General features: G+C 72.3%; 16 protein-coding genes. 7 read left to right on the top strand and 9 right to left on the bottom strand.

Annotated elements, in window-relative coordinates; all coding sequences use genetic code 11:
* Positions 1-174 precede the first annotated feature (174 nt).
* A complete protein-coding gene (locus tag OTB16_RS08050) occupies positions 175-1,938 on the top strand; it encodes a S8 family peptidase (protein ID WP_267719619.1) in 1,764 nt (587 codons plus the stop codon).
* A gap of 298 nt (positions 1,939-2,236) precedes the next feature.
* Here the strand turns inward: OTB16_RS08050 and OTB16_RS08045 are convergent, their stop codons facing one another.
* Both OTB16_RS08045 and OTB16_RS08040 read right to left on the bottom strand, forming a co-directional pair.
* Positions 2,237-2,905, bottom strand: coding sequence for a (2Fe-2S)-binding protein (locus OTB16_RS08045; RefSeq protein WP_267719263.1), 669 nt, complete (start codon positions 2,903-2,905; stop codon positions 2,237-2,239).
* A 188-nt stretch (positions 2,906-3,093) separates the two neighbouring features.
* Positions 3,094-3,327, bottom strand: coding sequence for an alpha/beta fold hydrolase (locus OTB16_RS08040; RefSeq protein ID WP_267719618.1), 234 nt, complete (start codon positions 3,325-3,327; stop codon positions 3,094-3,096).
* A gap of 245 nt (positions 3,328-3,572) precedes the next feature.
* Here OTB16_RS08040 and OTB16_RS08035 point away from each other — a divergent pair, with 245 nt between their 5' ends.
* Positions 3,573-4,259, top strand: coding sequence for a GNAT family N-acetyltransferase (locus OTB16_RS08035; RefSeq protein ID WP_267719262.1), 687 nt, complete (start codon positions 3,573-3,575; stop codon positions 4,257-4,259).
* A gap of 101 nt (positions 4,260-4,360) precedes the next feature.
* Here the strand turns inward: OTB16_RS08035 and OTB16_RS08030 are convergent, their stop codons facing one another.
* Positions 4,361-5,389 carry a TolB family protein gene (locus tag OTB16_RS08030; RefSeq protein WP_267719261.1) on the bottom strand — a complete coding sequence of 343 codons (1,029 nt, stop codon included), beginning with the start codon at positions 5,387-5,389 and terminating at the stop codon, positions 4,361-4,363.
* A gap of 286 nt (positions 5,390-5,675) precedes the next feature.
* On the opposite strand from OTB16_RS08030, the gene OTB16_RS08025 reads away from it, so the two are divergent.
* Positions 5,676-6,809, top strand: a complete 1,134-nt coding sequence (locus OTB16_RS08025) for an alpha/beta hydrolase-fold protein (RefSeq protein WP_267719260.1) — start codon at positions 5,676-5,678, stop codon at positions 6,807-6,809.
* Here OTB16_RS08025 and istB read toward each other — a convergent pair.
* Together istB and istA are read right to left on the bottom strand one after the other, a co-directional pair.
* Positions 6,793-7,623, bottom strand: a complete 831-nt coding sequence (istB, locus tag OTB16_RS08020) for an IS21-like element helper ATPase IstB (RefSeq protein ID WP_267719259.1) — start codon at positions 7,621-7,623, stop codon at positions 6,793-6,795. The genes OTB16_RS08025 and istB overlap by 17 nt on opposite strands.
* Before the next feature lie 75 nt (positions 7,624-7,698).
* A complete protein-coding gene (gene istA, locus OTB16_RS08015; RefSeq protein ID WP_267719258.1) occupies positions 7,699-9,240 on the bottom strand; it encodes an IS21 family transposase in 1,542 nt (513 codons plus the stop codon).
* A 167-nt stretch (positions 9,241-9,407) separates the two neighbouring features.
* Between istA and OTB16_RS08010 the strand changes: the two genes are divergently transcribed.
* Entirely contained in the window at positions 9,408-9,707 is a 300-nt protein-coding gene (locus OTB16_RS08010; RefSeq protein ID WP_267719257.1) for a hypothetical protein, read from the top strand.
* Here the strand turns inward: OTB16_RS08010 and OTB16_RS08005 are convergent.
* On the bottom strand, positions 9,685-11,235 hold the full coding sequence (locus tag OTB16_RS08005; RefSeq protein ID WP_267719256.1) for a carboxylesterase/lipase family protein: 1,551 nt from the start codon (positions 11,233-11,235) through the stop codon (positions 9,685-9,687). The two genes, OTB16_RS08010 and OTB16_RS08005, sit on opposite strands and share 23 nt — an antisense overlap.
* 137 nt (positions 11,236-11,372) lie before the next feature.
* Between OTB16_RS08005 and OTB16_RS08000 the strand changes: the two genes are divergently transcribed.
* Together OTB16_RS08000 and OTB16_RS07995 are read left to right on the top strand one after the other, a co-directional pair.
* Positions 11,373-11,747, top strand: a complete 375-nt coding sequence (locus OTB16_RS08000; protein ID WP_267719255.1) for a hypothetical protein — start codon at positions 11,373-11,375, stop codon at positions 11,745-11,747.
* 97 nt (positions 11,748-11,844) lie between these two features.
* Positions 11,845-12,135, top strand: coding sequence for a chaplin (locus tag OTB16_RS07995; RefSeq protein ID WP_267719254.1), 291 nt, complete (start codon positions 11,845-11,847; stop codon positions 12,133-12,135).
* Positions 12,136-12,218: 83 nt separating this feature from the next.
* Here OTB16_RS07995 and OTB16_RS07990 read toward each other — a convergent pair whose 3' ends face one another.
* The 3 genes from OTB16_RS07990 to OTB16_RS07980 are packed head-to-tail and all read right to left on the bottom strand — an operon-like array spanning position 12,219 to position 14,063.
* A complete protein-coding gene (locus OTB16_RS07990) occupies positions 12,219-13,082 on the bottom strand; it encodes a tyrosinase family protein (protein WP_267719253.1) in 864 nt (287 codons plus the stop codon).
* Between the two features lie 16 nt (positions 13,083-13,098).
* Complete coding sequence (locus OTB16_RS07985; protein ID WP_267719251.1) at positions 13,099-13,467, bottom strand: tyrosinase family oxidase copper chaperone; 369 nt, start codon at positions 13,465-13,467, stop codon at positions 13,099-13,101.
* A gap of 59 nt (positions 13,468-13,526) precedes the next feature.
* Complete coding sequence (locus tag OTB16_RS07980) at positions 13,527-14,063, bottom strand: GNAT family N-acetyltransferase (RefSeq protein ID WP_267719250.1); 537 nt, start codon at positions 14,061-14,063, stop codon at positions 13,527-13,529.
* A 524-nt stretch (positions 14,064-14,587) separates the two neighbouring features.
* On the opposite strand from OTB16_RS07980, the gene OTB16_RS07975 reads away from it, so the two are divergent.
* Positions 14,588-15,670, top strand: a 1,083-nt coding sequence (locus OTB16_RS07975; RefSeq protein ID WP_324290783.1) for an ATP-binding protein, incomplete at its 3' end; no start/stop codon positions are given.

Raw genomic sequence — 15,670 nt, 5'->3', positions numbered from 1 at the left:
TTAGCCGCCACCGATAAACGAACCCCCGTGTTGCAAAAGGTACTTCCGCACCGGGGCATGCGTCTGACATCTTGCGTCCACCACTCGTTTCGTACGGCCCGGTAGGTGCGACCCACCGGGTCTTCGGAGGACGCCTTGATACCCCACATATCCAGCAGACCTCGACGTACCCTGGTGCTGGCCGCCGCCCTCGGCGCCGCACTGGCCTTCGGGGCCCCCGCCGCTCTCGCCGGTACCGCCCCGGTCTCCCCCGGCGCACCGGCCCCGGCCCCCGCGCCGCAGGCGGCGGCACCGGCTTCCCAGAGTGCGACCTGGGCCGCCGGCACCCGCGCCTACCTCGTGATCACCGCCCCGGGTGACAGTTCGGCGGTACGCTCCGCCGTCACCGCCAACGGCGGCACGGTCTTCGCGAACTACGACGCCATCGGCGTCATCGTCGCCCACTCCTCCTCGGCCTCCTTCGCCGCCACCCTGCGCGGCGTCAGCGGGGTCCAGCAGGTCGGCGCCACCCGTACGTCGGACGTGCCGGCGGACGCCTACAACCCGGCACTGCCCGCCAACCCGGCGCAGTCCACGACCGGTTCGGGCGAGCCCGTCCGCGCCGACATGACCCAGATCAAGGCCGACCAGGCCTGGGCCGTCACCACGGGCTCCGCCACCGTCAAGGTCGGCATCCTGGACACCGGTGTGGACGACCAGCACCAGGACCTGGCGCCGAACTTCAACGCGGCGGACTCCGCGTCCTGCGCGTACGGCAAGGCGGACACCCGCGCCGGAGCCTGGCGGGACGTCGGCACCCACGGCACGCACGTGGCCGGTACGGTCGCCGCCGCCAAGAACGGCAAGGGCGTCATCGGCGTGGCCCCGGGCGTGAAGATCTCCTCGGTGCGCATCGCGGAGCCGGGCTCCTCGCTCTTCTTTGCCGAGAACACCGTCTGCGGCTTCATGTGGGCCGGCGACCACGGCTTCAAGGTCACGAACAACAGCTACTACACCGACCCGTGGCAGTTCAACTGCCCGGACAACGCCGACCAGGCCGCGATCATCGAGGGCGTCAAGCGCGCCCAGGAGTACGCCGAGGGCAAGGGCTCGCTCCAGGTCGCCGCGGCCGGCAACTCCAACCTCGACCTGGCCAACAAGACGACCGACACCGAGAGCCCCAACGACTCGACGCCGGTCACCCGCACCATCACCAACGCCTGCCTGGACATCCCGACCGAGCTCCCGGGCGTGGTCACGGTCTCGGCGATGGGCACCACCGCGAAGGCCTCGTACTCCAACTACGGCCTGAACGTCGTGGACATCACGGCCCCCGGCGGCGACGCCACCGGCATCTACAGCACCCTGCCGGGCGGCAAGTACGGCAGCATGAGCGGTACCTCGATGGCGTCCCCGCACGTCGCGGGCGTGGCCGCGCTGCTGGCGAGCACCAACCCGGGCATCACCCCGGCGCAGCTGCGCGACAAGCTGGCCACCCAGGCCAACGACGTCGCCTGCCCGTCGGACAGCCGCTGCAAGGGCACCACCGCCAAGAACGGCTTCTTCGGCGAGGGCCAGACCGACGCCCTGAAGGCCGTCGGCTCCACCCCGCCCCCCGGCAAGTTCTTCGAGAACACGGGTGACTTCGCCATCGGCGACAACACCACGGTCGAGAGCCCGGTCACGGCCTCCGGCGTGACGGGTAACGCCCCGGCCACCCTCAAGGTGGGTGTGAACGTCGTGCACACGTACATCGGCGACCTGAAGGTCGACCTCGTGGCTCCCGACGGCACCGTGTACACGGTGCACAACCGCTCGGGCGGCAGCACCGACAACATCAATCAGACCTACACCGTCAACGCCTCCTCGGAGGTCGCGAACGGCACCTGGAAGCTGCGGGTGAACGACAACGCCGGAGGCGACACCGGCAAGATCGACTCCTGGAGCCTGACCTTCTAGTCGGGGCCAGGACACCGGGACGGCCGTCACAGCACGCCGGCCGGCCAGTCGAGGACGACATCGCAGTGCTGCCGCGGGCCATCGGGGAACAGTGCAACTGTGCCCCGGTGGCCCGCGTCGGTTTCACGTACGCGCGCCGCGAGCGGAGCAGGTCGTACATCCGCTGCGGCCGGCCCGGGCAGAACTCCTCGCGGTGCTCCGAACGGCCCCCCGTCCGTACCCCGCCCGTCCGTGCCCTGCCCCTCCGCGCCCGGCCCGTCCACTCGGCGACGCGGGGCGGGGCGACGGGAGGGGTGGCCTACCGGGTCCGCAGGACGCAGTCCCCGCAGAAGCCGCCGCCCGGGACCTTGTAGTAGAGGCAGCAGCTGCCCCGGACGAAGGCCACGCCGATCCCCGGCTCGTGGAGGAAGGTGCCGGTGCCCGCCAGCGGCCCGCCCTCGGCCAGCAGGGCGGCCGCCGCGACCACGGCGGCGTCCCCCTCGACCCGGTCCGTCAGCACCCGCAGCGCCCCCACGAGTCCCGACGCGGTGTTGCCCCGCAGGACCTTGGGCGAGACCCCGAACCGCTCGCGCAGGCGGGTGCCGAGCAGGTCCAGGTTGTCCAGGACGGTCAGCGCCAGCGCCTCGGCCGGCAGCCCGCCGGGCTCGGGCAGCCACAGTTCCAGCGAGCCCGCGCGGGGCAGCCTCCACCACACCCGGCCGGGGTCCAGGTCCGGCACCCGTCCGGCCAGCGCGAGACACCCGAGCCCGAGCGACCACAGCCGCGAGGCGATGCCGAACTGTGCGGTCGAGGCGGCGACCCGGTCCGGTCCGGTGCCGATCCGCCGGCCCACCTCGGCCACGTACGGTCCCAGGTGCTCCCCGTACAGCTCGGTCAGCGGCCGGAAACCGGGGCCGGGCGGTTCCTTCCCGAACGGAACGGCGAAGAAGGGGCCGACGGCGGCCAGCCGACGCAGTGCTTCGTCCAAGGTCAGGCTCCCGGTACGGCCGCGGCTGCGCGCCCGGCGCCCGGATCCCTCACGCAGTCCATCCCCCGATGGTCTCAGGCGCCGGCCGGGCTCAGCTCACCGGGGAGTACGCCGCCACCTCGAAGTCGGACAGGTCGAGCCCGCGCCCGCCCTCCGTGGTGTCGTCGTGTCGGACAGGACGAGGGCGCTCACCGGACACGGGTGGCGCAGTCGTTTCTCCATCGCTGTCCGCCCCCCATGGACACACCGCCGACGATCACTCGTTCGATTTTCGGACCGGCGGGCAGAGCAGCCAGGTCGTCTGCGGGACCGGCGCGCGGGGCCTTGCCGGGGATCACCGGACTTTCCCCGTATCCCCGCAGGTCAGGAGCGTTGACCCGATAGCCCGCCGCGGTCGGTGCGGCCGGCTGGGGGGCCCACATCGCGCGGTGGGGCGGATGTCCGTGGATCAAGAAAACGGGCGCCCCGGTGCGGGGTCCGAGATCGTCGAAAAAGAGTCGCGCGCCATTGCCGAATCGGGGGTTCATGAGAGGACTTCGAGGGGCTACATTGAGCCACTCGCGTTCACCTGACAGCCCGTTGCCTTTCACTCGTGTTTTGCACGGGGGGCGACGTCAGGGACGCAGACTGTGCAACCACCCCACCGCCCAGAAGGACCGAAGGCTCCGTGCCCGTACCCGTACTCCTCGCCGGCCGCACCGTGCGGCTCGAGCCCCTCGCCCCCCACCACACCGAGGCCTTGGCCGTGGCCGGGGCCGAGGATCGTACGACTTACGCCTTCACCCCCGTGCCGCACGGGCTGCAGGCGTCCCACGAGTACATCGACCGTGCCCTCGCCGATCAGGCGGCGGGTCGATCGCTCCCGTTCGCGGTGGTCAGAGCCACCGACGGACGGGTGGTCGGTTCGACCCGGTTCCTGGAACTCGACTACTGGCAGGGGCCCCTGGTGTGGCCCGCCGTGCCGGGAGTCCCGTTCGGCGATCCGGCGACGGCGATCCCCGATGCCGCCGAGATCGGCAACACCTGGCTGTCCCCGGGCGCCCAGGGAACCGGCATCAACACCGAGGCGAAGCTCCTCATGCTCCGCCATGCCTTCGAGACCTGGGGCGTCCGGCGCGTCTCGCTGCGCGCGGACGCCCGCAACGGCCGATCCCGGGCCGCCATGGAACGGCTCGGCTTCACCTCCGAGGGGGTCCGCCGGGCCCATTCCAGGGGGCTGGACGGGGCGGTCCGCAGTACGGCCTTCTACTCGATCCTCGACGAGGAGTGGCCGACCGTGCGGTCGGTCATCGAGCTGAAGCTGTCGCCCGCGGCGGGGCGCAAGCGGCGCCGCAAGACCCTGGTCCCGGCCTGAGCCATCCCGGCCCGCGCCCTCCCATACCGGCCCGCGCCCTCCCGCACGCGGACGGAACGGCCCCGCCGGGCCGTCCCGTCCGCGTCCCCTCCCCCGGCTGATCACTCGAGGAAGGCCGGGCCGAGGGCCGACGCCATGAGCGGGGCCGGAGCGCCGCCGCCGTCGGCCGGCACCGCGTACAGGTCCGCCCCGAAGTCCCCGGGAAGGGAGTAGACGACGGTCCGGTCGTCCGTCCAGACGACCTGGTCGTCGACGCTGCGCTCCTCGGCGAGCGGGGTCTGCGTCCCGGTGGCCAGGTCCAGGGCGTACAGCCGCCACGGTGCCTCGGCGGGCCGCCCGGGCACCCGCTGCTTGAACACCACCCGGGTTCCGTCGGGTGACAGCGACGGGCACTCGGCGTTCTCGCGCAGCGTGGTCACCGTGCGCGCCGCAAGGTCCCCGCGGACCAGGTGGGTCCGGCCGCCGGTGGCCAGGGTCGCGTAGAAGGTCCGTTCGTCGGCGGTGAAGGTGACCCCCCAGAAGTTCACGTCGGCGCTGCGGTACGGCTTGCCGTCCCTGACCACCGCGAAGTCCTCCAGCGAGGCGTCGAGGCGGCCGGTGCGCAGGTCGACCACGGAGGTCCGCGTCGAGAAGTCGGTGCCGGCGTACGAGTCCCCGCCGACGAAGACCGTCCACGCGGCGAGGTGCCCGCCGGGCGAGACCCGGGCCCGGGTCGGTATGCCGGCCAGGGGGTACGCCGCGACCTCGGCGAGCCGGGCGTCGAGGACGACGGCCCGGTAGCCGTCCTGGACTGCGCCCCCGGCCGCCTGGAGGCAGATCCCGGTGCCGGCCGCCGCGTGGAAGCGCAGGCAGTTCACCCCGGAGGTGGTGCGGTCGCCCCCGGGCGCGGCGGCCGGGACGGTGGCGAGTTCGTCGCGGTGCGGGCCCCAGGCCATGTTGCGGAACACGATCCGCCGGCCGCCGTCGCCGGGGGCCAGGGACACCGCGCCCCGGGTGGCGCGGGGGCCGCCGTCCCGGGCCCGGTCCTTGTCGTCCGCCCGGGAGGAGGCGCGCAGTACGGCGCCCACCCCCACCGCGGCCAGCAGGACGAGCACGGCGGCGAGGATCAGCATCCGGCGCTGGAGGGTCATGGGGGCCTCTCGGTACGGGTGCGTGCCCGGGAGCTCCGGCCGGGCGGTCCGGCGGCCGGTGCGGACGCACCGTACCGGGGGGACCCCGCGGGGGCCAGGGGCGGTCGGCCGGAGGACCGGAAACTCCGGGGACCGGCGGGCGCCGGGCAAGGTCCTGGCCTAGGGCACCCCAAGAGAAGGAAAAATGCGGAACCCTGGCATGCTTTCGTACATCCTTCGAACGGAAGGAACCCACGCCAGACCACCCCGCCCCATCGGGGCAGCACCAGCCGGAGAGCCACCGCACATGTCGTACGCACCCGACGGGCAGCAGTACCAGCCGTACCGGCCGGAAGGGCGGCAGCCGCAGCCACAGCCGCCCCACGGCGGACAGCAGTACGGGCAACAGCCATACGGGCAGCCGTCCTACGGCCAGGAACCGTACGGGCAGCAGCCCTACGGGCAGGAGCCGTACGGCCGGGAACCGTACGGGCAGGAGCCGCCGGAGGCCCCGCGCCCCCGGAAGTCACGGCTGCGCCGCTGGGTGATCGCCGGCACGTCCGTCCTCGCCCTGGCGGGCATCGCGGCGCTCGTGATGAACCACTACGAGATACCCCCGTTCACCGACAAGGGCGCGGCGGTCTCCTTCGGCCGTCCGCCCGCGGGCGGCCCCGGCAAGACGGGCGCGGAGACGCCGCAGCCGGTGAACTCGAAGATGCTGATGCCCACGGGCCCGGCCGCCGACTTCAAGAACGCGGCGACCCTGGCCGACGGGACGCACATCGCCGTCACCACGCTGGACGGCAAGAAGTCGGGCTTCAAGGGCAAGGTCTGGGTCTGGGCGCCCAAGGAGTACAACGACCCCAAGTTCGCCAAGAGCGGCTTCCCGGTCATGATCGCCCTGCCGGGCGGCGCCGGTTACCCGAGCAACTACTGGATGGGCACCGACCTGGGCCTCCAGAGCAGCATCGGCAAGTGGTACGCGGAGGGCAAGAGCAAGCCCTTCATCCTGGCGATGCCGGTGCTCAACCCCGGCCCGGACGACAAGGGCGTCTACTGGGACGCCTCCGACATCCCCGGCCAGCCGAAGATGGGCACCTGGCTCACCGAGGACGTGCCGGACCTGATGAAGGCGAACTTCCGCACCGTCAAGTCCCGTGACGGCTGGGCGTTCATGGGCTCCTCGACCGGCGGGTTCGCGGGTCTGAAGGCCGTGCTGAAGCACCCGGACAAGTTCAAGGCCGTGATCGCCTCCGGCCCGGACGTCGTCCCGGACTCCTCGCTGTGGAAGGGCCACGACAAGGAGAAGGCCGAGAACAACTGTCCACGGACAGTGGGACATCCGGGTGAGCGGACAGTTCAGGTCCTCGTGTGCGGACAGCTGATCTCCCTGTCCGGTATGACTATTTGTCCCTCGGTCGGGCTCAGGCCAACGGGGTGACACCCTGGCCTGTGGTGGCTTGGGTGAGCCGAAGCGAGGAGCCCTCGGTGAGGATGATGTGGGCGTGGTGCAGGAGCCGGTCGACGGCCGCGGTCGCCAGGGTTTTGGGCATGATCGAATCGAATCCCGAGGGGTGCAGGTTCGAGGTCACGATCACCGAGCGGCGCTCGTATGCGGCGTCGATGACACGGTAAAACGCTTCGGCGGCGGCCTGTCCGGACGGGAGCATGCCGATGTCGTCGACGACGATCAAATCGCACCGGGTGATCTTCGCGATGGCCTTGGTGACGGTGTTGTCGACGGTGGCCCGCCCCAGGTGGGTGGTCAGCGATTCCAGGGTGAACCAGGCGACCTGCATCCCGGCGTCGATGGCCTTGTGGGCCAGGGCCTCCGCCAGGTGGCTCTTGCCCGTCCCCGACGGCCCGGTGACAGCCAAATTCTCCGCGCGGCCGATCCATTCCAGGGTCATCAGTGCGTGCTGGGTGGGCAGCGGGATCGAGGAGTCGGCTTCCTTCCAGGACTCGAAGGTCTTGCCGGAGGGCAGGCCGGCCTGGCGGTGGTGGTTGCGGCGGGTGGCCTCGTTGCGGCCGTGGGCCTCGGCCTCCAGCAGGATCCGCACGACCTCGGCGGGGTCCCAGCGTTGGGCCCGGGCGGTGGCCAGTACGTCGGGGGCCGCCGCGCGGAGGTAGGGGAACCGCATCCTTCGCAGCACCGCGTCCAGCTCGGCCGGGATCGGCGGCGCGAGAGGCGCGGGCGGGACCGGGGACGGGGCGGGGATCAGCTCGGGCGGATCGATGACGGCTGTGGTGGCCATGGGCAACTGCCTTTCCTTGCTGGATGGTTCGGGACTGTCCGTTCCCGGGCCGCTTCGCGGCCCGGGAACGGGGGATCAGGTGGCGGGGCGGCCGAAGTCGGACCAGGCGCCGGTGCCGGGCTGCGCGGAGTGTGCCTCGTCGGCGACGACCAGGTCGGCGGGGCGGGCGGCCTCTTTGCGGTGCTGGACGATGGACATCAGGTCGCCCTCGGCGAAGCGCCGGTTGATGGCCGCCAGTCCGAGTGAGAGGTCGACTTCGGCGGTGCCGACCAGGGCGGCGAGCTCGACGGCGCCCGCCATCTTGACCCGGATCCGGGTGGTTCCGGCCGCGGCGGCCTCGATCAGCCAGGACTTCGCCCCGGGGCCCAGTGCCAGGAAGGCTTCCTCGGCGTCGTTGCCGGGCTTGACCTTGGGCGGGCGCGGGGACCCGTCCATCTCCTGGGGGTGGTCGGGGTAATGGGCGGTGTCGATGACCGGACGCCCGGGCAGGGCGATCTGGTGCCGGGCGACCTCGGCCAGGCCGGCCGGGCCCTGCATCCACTCGGGGCGGTGGGCGAGCTGGGACAGGTCGCAGACCACGACGAGCTCGTCGCCGTCGACGCGCACCCACGCTTCCTGGCCGACCAGTCCGGGCGGGGTCGAGTAGCGCACCGACCCGAAGCGCACCGTCTGGTCCCGCAGCACCTGCCTCGACTCGCCCAGTGCGAGGGTGTGCGGGCCGGCGGGCAGCGCGTGCAGGCGGGTGCGCTCGATGTCGAGCATGGTGGAAGGGGCCCGGCCGGTCTCACGGTGGACCCGGTTGTTGACCTGTTGGCAGAAGATCGCGCAGGCCCCGCGCAGTTCGGCGAACGAGTCGTAGGCGGGCCGCAGGTTGGCGTCGGTGGGCACCAGGTCGGCCTTCGCGACGCGGACCGTGGCCTCGCTGCCGCCCTTCGATTCGGGGTCGAACGGCACACACGTATGTACTTGAAGGCCGTAGTGCCGTCCCGCGGCCACGATTTGGGGGTGGCGGACCGCGACACCGGCGACCCTGTCGATGGTCACCGTCTTCTCGTTGTCGGTCAGCGCATAGGTCGGCACTCCGCCGATCGCCCGCAGCATCGAGTCGACGCAGGAGATCAGCGTGGGCAGGGTCCGGTCCCAGACCGGGATCACCACCCGGAACCTGGACCAGGCCAGCCATGCGCAGAACAGCAGTGTCACGCGGGGCGCACCGCCGCCGGGACCAGGGACTTTCGGGCCCCATCCCCAGTCGAATTGGACCCACAGCCCCGGCTCGGTGATCCATGGGCGATACGTTCTGCGGTGCCCTGCCTCCCAGCGGCCCTTGGCGACCGCCACCGCCCGGCGCGTGGTGCGTTCATCGCCGGTGAACCCCAGCAGCACCAGGCGCTCGTGGAGCTTGTCCGCGCGGGCCTTGCCTTGCGAACGTTCCACCCATTCCTCGATCTTGGGAAGGAACGGGTCGATCAGCTTCGGCCGCATCACCGGTGCGTCAGATGGCTGACCGGTGTCCCTCATCCGTGCGTACCTGCGGACGGTCTTCGGGTCGACCCCGGCCAGTTGGGCAGCCGAATGCGCACACCCGGTGGCGTCCAGGGCCTCGTAGATTTCCATGATCTCCCTGCAAGACTTCTTCACGGTCCCTCCGGCGCGGTCCAGCTCGTTGTCCTCACACCAGCGAGCAAACCCCCGGAGGGATCACCAGTTCGGTACCTGGGTTCGAAAGCACACGAACGGCCGTACCGACAGGGAGATCAGCTGTCCGCCAAGCGGGATCCAAAATGTCCGCCTACAAGGATCTTGCGCTGTCCGCTCTCAACAACCCGGAACTGCTGGCGAAGCAGCTCATCGACAGCAAGGGTCCCGATGTCTACCTCGCCTTCCAGGTGGGAGACAGCGAGAACAACAAGAAGACCCTGCCCGACGTGCAGAAGTTCATCGCCACGTACGGCAAGGGGCCGGTCCACACGACCCTGAGGGTCATCAAGGGCGGCCAGCACAACGCCAAGACCTACGTCCCGAACATGGGCGAGGGCCCCATCCAGGAGATCAGCAAGGTCATGGAAGGACCGGTGGAGTAGCGTCCGCCCCGCAGGTCCCGCGCGGCGGCGCCCCGACCGCCGACGCCGGCTCCCGCTCCGGCCCGCCGAACACCTTCGGCGGGCCGCTGCCGTTCCACGGCTCCCATCCCGGGTCGCCGGTGAGCGCGAAGCGCACCCAGGCCGCGTGCATCTCCCGCGCCAGCTCCCGCGGGGCGTCCGGGCCGGCCAGCCAGGCGGACTCCGGCACGTCGAGGGTGTCGAACACGAAGCCCAGCTCCAGCGCGTGGCAGGAGCCGAGGCCTGGTACGCCCGAGGGCCAGGCGAACTCGTACAGGAAGCTCGGCGCGCTCCGCCGCGCACCCGCGAGCCGCCGCAGCGGGTCGCGCAGCAGCCGGTCGGTGAGCAGCTGCCCGGCGAGCTCGGCCGGGCTCGCACCGGGCAGGACGGCGCGCAACCGCCGTACGGCGGCCCGGTCCTGGCCGGCGCGCAGGCGCGCCAGCTCCACGGCGGCCGGACCCATCCGGTCGAGAAGCCGCATCCCTCCCGTGGGGGCCAGCCAGAGCCGGTACTCCTCCCGGGTCCAGCCCGCCAGCAGGGGCACGTCCCCGGAGGCGCCCCGGCCGGTCAGGGCGTCGAGGGGGTCCTGCGGCAGCGTGTCCGGGTCCGCGACCAGGCCGAAGGCCGGTCCGCCCAGCAGCGGCCCGGACCGGCGCAGCACGGCGCCCTGCGCGGCGAGCAGGGCCGGGAGGGGGGTGGCGGCGAACGCCACGGCGGTGGCCGGCGTCTTGAGCAGGGACGCCATCCGCCGGACCATGGTGCGCACCCCGTCGCGGGGCAGCACCTCGGGGGCGCCGCTCTGCAGGACGGCCCGGGCGAAGAGCCCGGCGGCGCGGGGGGCGGCGAGCAGGGCGCCGATGCTGATGGCACCCGCGGACTCGCCGAAGACGGTGACGCGGCCGGGATCGCCGCCGAAGGCCGCGATGTTGTCCCGGACCCATTCCAGGGCGGCGATCTGGTCGAGCAGGCCGCGGTTGGCGGGGGCGTCCGGGAAGAGCCCGTAACCGAGCACGCCGAGACGGAAGTTGAAGGAGACCAGCACGACCCCGTCGCGGGCGAAGGCCGAGCCGTCGTAGACCGGGACGGCGGAGGAGCCGCGGGTGTGCGCCCCGCCGTGGATCCACACCATGACGGGCAGCCGGGCGACCGGCGCCGGATCGGGGGTCCACACGTTGACGCCGAGGCAGTCGTCCCCGGGGATCTCCGGGTCGGGCAGCAACGCGGCGAAGGTGTCCGGGTAGGGCACCTTGGGCGCGGTGGGGCCGAAGGCGCCCGCGTCGCGTACGCCGTCCCAGGGGGCCGGGGGCGCGGGCGCCGCGAAGCGGAGCGCTCCGACGGGCGGCGCGGCGTACGGGATCCCCCGGAACACGGCGGTCCCCGCGGCGCCGGTCCGCCCCTCCACGAGGCCGTACCGGGTCCTGACCCGGGGCCGGGACCCGCCGCCGCGGGATCCGTCGCCGCCGGGTCCGTCGCCGCCGGGTCCGGTGTCCGCGCCGCCCGCTGCGCCCATCTCGTCCTCCTGGAATCGGTCGCTCCGCACAGGTGTGGTCCGCGCACGTTCGCACAGCCGTACCACAGGTGACAAGGCGTGACCGTGTCCGGGCGCGCCCCGGTTGGTCCGGCATGCGATCCCTCATGCGATCCCTCATGCGACCTCTCGTGCGACCCCTCGTACGACTCCTGCGAATCCACCCCACCGCGCGCGGCCCCGTCCGCGCCGGGGCGGTGCCCGTCCTGCTGCTGGCGGCCGCCGCGCTGGCCGGCGGCCCGGCCCGGGCCGCCGCCGGGCCGGACTTCCAGTACCTCGGCCAAGACGACCGGGTGCACGGGCTGACCGCGCCGAAGGGCTGCGTCGAGGCGGAGGGCGGCGGCGCCCGGGCCGTCACGAACCACACGCGGGGTACGGCGACCCTCTACCGGGAGCCGGGCTGTGCGGGCCGGGTCGTGGAGGTCCTGCGCCCCGGGGCCGTCACACAGGTGCGGCCGTACTTCGCGTCCGTCCGCTTCTCCGTCACCGGGTAGGCGCAGGAACCGTGACCCCTTGGCCATCCCTGCGTTGTATGCCATGTCAAACGCCGCAGATTCTGCGGTGCCCCACATTTCTCACGAGGAGATCTTGATGTCGCGTATCGCGAAGGCAGTCGCCATCACCGCTGTCGCCGGTAGCGCCATGGCCGCCGGCGCGGGTCTGGCAGTCGCCGACGCCGGAGCGCACGGTGCGGCGGTCGGCTCCCCCGGTGTCCTCTCGGGCAACCTGCTCCAGGTCCCGGTGCACGTCCCGGTCAACGTCTGCGGCAACACCGTGAACGTGATCGCCCTGCTCAACCCGGCGTTCGGCAACACCTGCGTCAACCAGTCGGGCGGTGGCGAGAAGCACACCGAGCACCACACCGAGGGCTACGGCGGCTGAACACCGCTCACCGATCGTCGGATCGACTGATCGACGAAGGGCCCCCGCCGTGTGGCGGGGGCCCTTCCCTTGCTGTCTTCCTCTCACGCGTAGCGGTAGAGGCCGTCGTGGCCGAGCAGCTCGCGGGGGGTGACGTCCCACGGGGGCATCGGCTCGTCGAGCGCGATCACCCGGCCGCGCTGCGGGTCGCCGAGGGAGGGGGGCACGGCCGGGAGGTATCCGGATCGGGGGTGCTTGCGCTGCCAGCGGTCCCAGATCAGGTCCACGAAGGCGTGGTGCAGCCAGAAGGCGGGGTCGTTGGGCGCCGTACCGCCCGTCATGTGCCCGCCGATCCACTGGTGGACCTTGTTGTGGTTGCGCCACCGCTCGCTCCTGGGCGCGGCCCAGCCCTCCAGCTTGTTGCGGAATCCGCCTCCCGTGGCCGTGGAGTCCCACGGCGCGACGTCGTAGACCGGGTCGTCGACGGCCCACTGGAGTTCGGCCGGCGTGGGCAGGGCGATCGGGTTCTGCGGGCGGCCCAGGTTGCGGGTGAGGAAGCGGGACTCCGTGATGCCCACGGTCACCGTCCAGTTGCCTTTGTCGTAGGCGAACGGACCGGTCATCACCTGCCGGTCGGCGGTCCGGCCGGTTCCGCCGAGGAAGTCGTCGGCCCAGAGCGAGGAGACGGGGCTGGTGTCGGTGGTCCAGTCCCAGTACGGGATCGAGACGCCGGGGTCGACGGCCCGCAGTTGCTTCTCGAACTCCAGCAGGTAGCGCCGGTGCCAGGGGAAGAACGACGGGGACATGTGCCCGACGCGCAGTTTCCGGTCCCGGTCGGGAACGAAGAACTTGTCGTGGGTGCGCACGAAGGCGTCATAGGTGCCGTCGCGCTTCAGCTCCAGCACGGCCGCCGTGAACCGCTTCTTCTGCGCGCTGGTCAGGTCCTTCTGGTTCTGCCGGGTGTACACGTCGGGACTCCTCGCCTCAGCCGTGGTGCGGGGCGGACGCCAGCGCCAGCTGGGCGGAGCCCAGTTCGTCGACGGCGGCGCGGGCCAGTTCCAGGCGCGTCGGATAGGACTGGAAGTGGTTGACGCCGCTGAGGTAGCTGCCGTCCGCGCGGCGCATCACGTGCAGCGGACGCCCGTCGATGCGGACCCCGGCCCGGTCCACGGCGATGTGCCGGCCGCGGTACGTCTCCTCGGCGAGCGGCGCCGGGGTGAGTGTCTGGCGGGGCCGCCGGGAGCGCAGTACGGGCCCCAGGGCCGCGGCCGTCCCGGCGAGCACGGCAGCGGTGAAGGCCGTGCGCAGGACCGCGCGGCGGGTCACTGGTACGGCGGCGGATGCTGCGGACATACGGTCTCCCTCGCTCGGTGGCCGGCGCCGATGGGTCTAACGCGGCGCGGCGGGCGAGGTCACCCTGCGGCGCCCCGCGGCCTCTTGTAGTAGAGGGTGGTGGGGTGCAGGCGGCCGTCCGGGCCGGTGGCGTAGTCCGGGATCGTGCCGGCCTCGGTCCAGCCGGCGGAGCGGTAGACGCGCTCGGCGGCGCTGCCCGTCTCGGTGTCCAGGAACAGCAGCAGCACCCCGGCGCGGGCGGCGGCCGCCTCGGCCTCGGCGAGCAGCGCGCGGGCGGTGCCGCGGCCGCGGGCCGCCGGGTGGACCATCAGCTTGCGCAGCTCGGCCCGGTGGCGGCCGTTGGGCTTGGACTCCCGGTACCAGCTGACGGTGCCGTCGAGGCGGCCGTCGTCCGCGCGGGAGACCCAGAGCGCGAGCGAGCCGTCCTCGACGGCGGGCAGCAGGGAGTCCCACCAGGCGGCGGCTCCCGCGTGGTCGAGGCCGGCGAGGAAGCCGAGCGAGGACCCGCCGGCGACCACGTCGACGAGGAGGGCGGCGAGTTCGTCGCGGTGGTCGCGCAGGCCGGGGGCGGGGAGCGCGGTGATGGCGGCCGTCATGCCGCGAGCATAGGGATCCGGCGGTGCCGCGCCGCAGACGGGGCAGGTGCAGACCCCTGTCACGGTGACCACGGCGAGCCCGACGGCGTCCGCGGCCATCAGGGTGCGGTGCGGGAGCTCCCGGCGGCGGAGGTGGAGCGCCCGCGGCCACGGCGACGGACACGACGAGGACGAGCAGCAGCCGGTCGCCGGTCCGGTAGAGGATCGCGTCGCCTGCCGCCGAAATACCCGCGCCACCCCATCCACCAGGGACCCCGGCAAGGCCGCACGGCGCCCACTGGGGCACGTAGACCCGATTCGCTCAGGGGGGATAGGGCGATGGTTTCACGTCGCACCACAGGGGCGTCCAGGCCTGCCGTTGACCCTGCAACTCACCTACACACGCCTCGCGTTGAATAGAATGGCGGTCCGGATGTCGGCCCCGGAGCCGGGCATCCGTTCACGACCGCGTCCGGCCGTCCGCCGCGCGTCCAGCCGCATCCCACCCCACGGACCGCTCCCGCCCGCCTGCGGGAGCGCGGTTCGTGCTGTGCCCGAAGGAGCACTCCGTGACCGATCCCGGCAATCCCCCCGAGCCCGCCTACGGCGCCCGCGAAATCAGCGTCCTCGACGGGCTCGACGCGGTCCGCAAGCGGCCGAGCATGTACATCGGGTCGACGGGCGAACGCGGCCTGCACCATCTGGTGCAGGAGATAGTCGACAACTCCGTCGACGAGGCCCTGGCCGGCGTGGCCGACACCATCGGGGTCACGATCCTCGCCGATGGCGGCGTCCGGGTCGCCGACAACGGCCGCGGCATACCCGTCGACATCGTGGCCTCCGAGGACAGACCGGCCCTGGAGGTCGTCCTCACCGTCCTGCACGCGGGCGGCAAGTTCGGCGGCGGCGGCTACGCCGTCTCCGGCGGTCTGCACGGTGTGGGCCTCTCCGTCGTCAACGCCCTGTCCACCAGGGTGTCGGCGGAGGTCCGCAAGGACGGTTACCGGTGGAGCCAGGACTTCGAGGCCGGCGCACCCGCCGCCCCGCTCGCCCGGCACGAGGCAACCACAGCCACGGGCACCACCATCACCTTCTGGGCCGACGACAGCATCTTCGAGACCGTCGACTACTCCTTCGAGACCCTCTCCCGCCGCTTCCGGGAAGTCGCCTACCTCAACAAGGGCCTGACGATCTCCCTGACCGACGCACGCGCCGCGCCGGGCGCCGCCGAGCCGGCCGGGCCGACCGCACCGGCCGGCAACGGCGCCGACCGGCGGCAACAGGTCCGTACGGCGGCCTACCACTTCGAGGGAGGCATCGCGGACTTCGTCACCCACCTCAACTCCCGCAAGGCCGGGACCGTGCACCCCCACGTCATCTCCGTCTCCGCCTCCGACCCCGGACGAACCCTGTCCGCCGAAATCGCGATGCAGTGGAACACCGGTTTCGGCGAGAGCGTCCACTCCTTCGCCAACACCATTCGCACCCACGACGGCGGCATGCACGAGGAGGGTTTCCGTGCGGCGCTGACCGGGCTGGTGAACCGTTACGCGCGGGAGAAGAAGTTCCTGCGGGAGAAGGACGACAACCTCGCCGGCGAGGACATCCGCGAGGGTCTGACGGCGATC

It is taken from the genome of Streptomyces antarcticus (genome assembly GCF_026627255.1).
GTDB lineage: Bacteria > Actinomycetota > Actinomycetes > Streptomycetales > Streptomycetaceae > Streptomyces > Streptomyces antarcticus.
The sequence above is the reverse complement of the archived record's forward strand: the minus strand, read 5'-3'. Positions and strand labels throughout refer to the sequence as shown.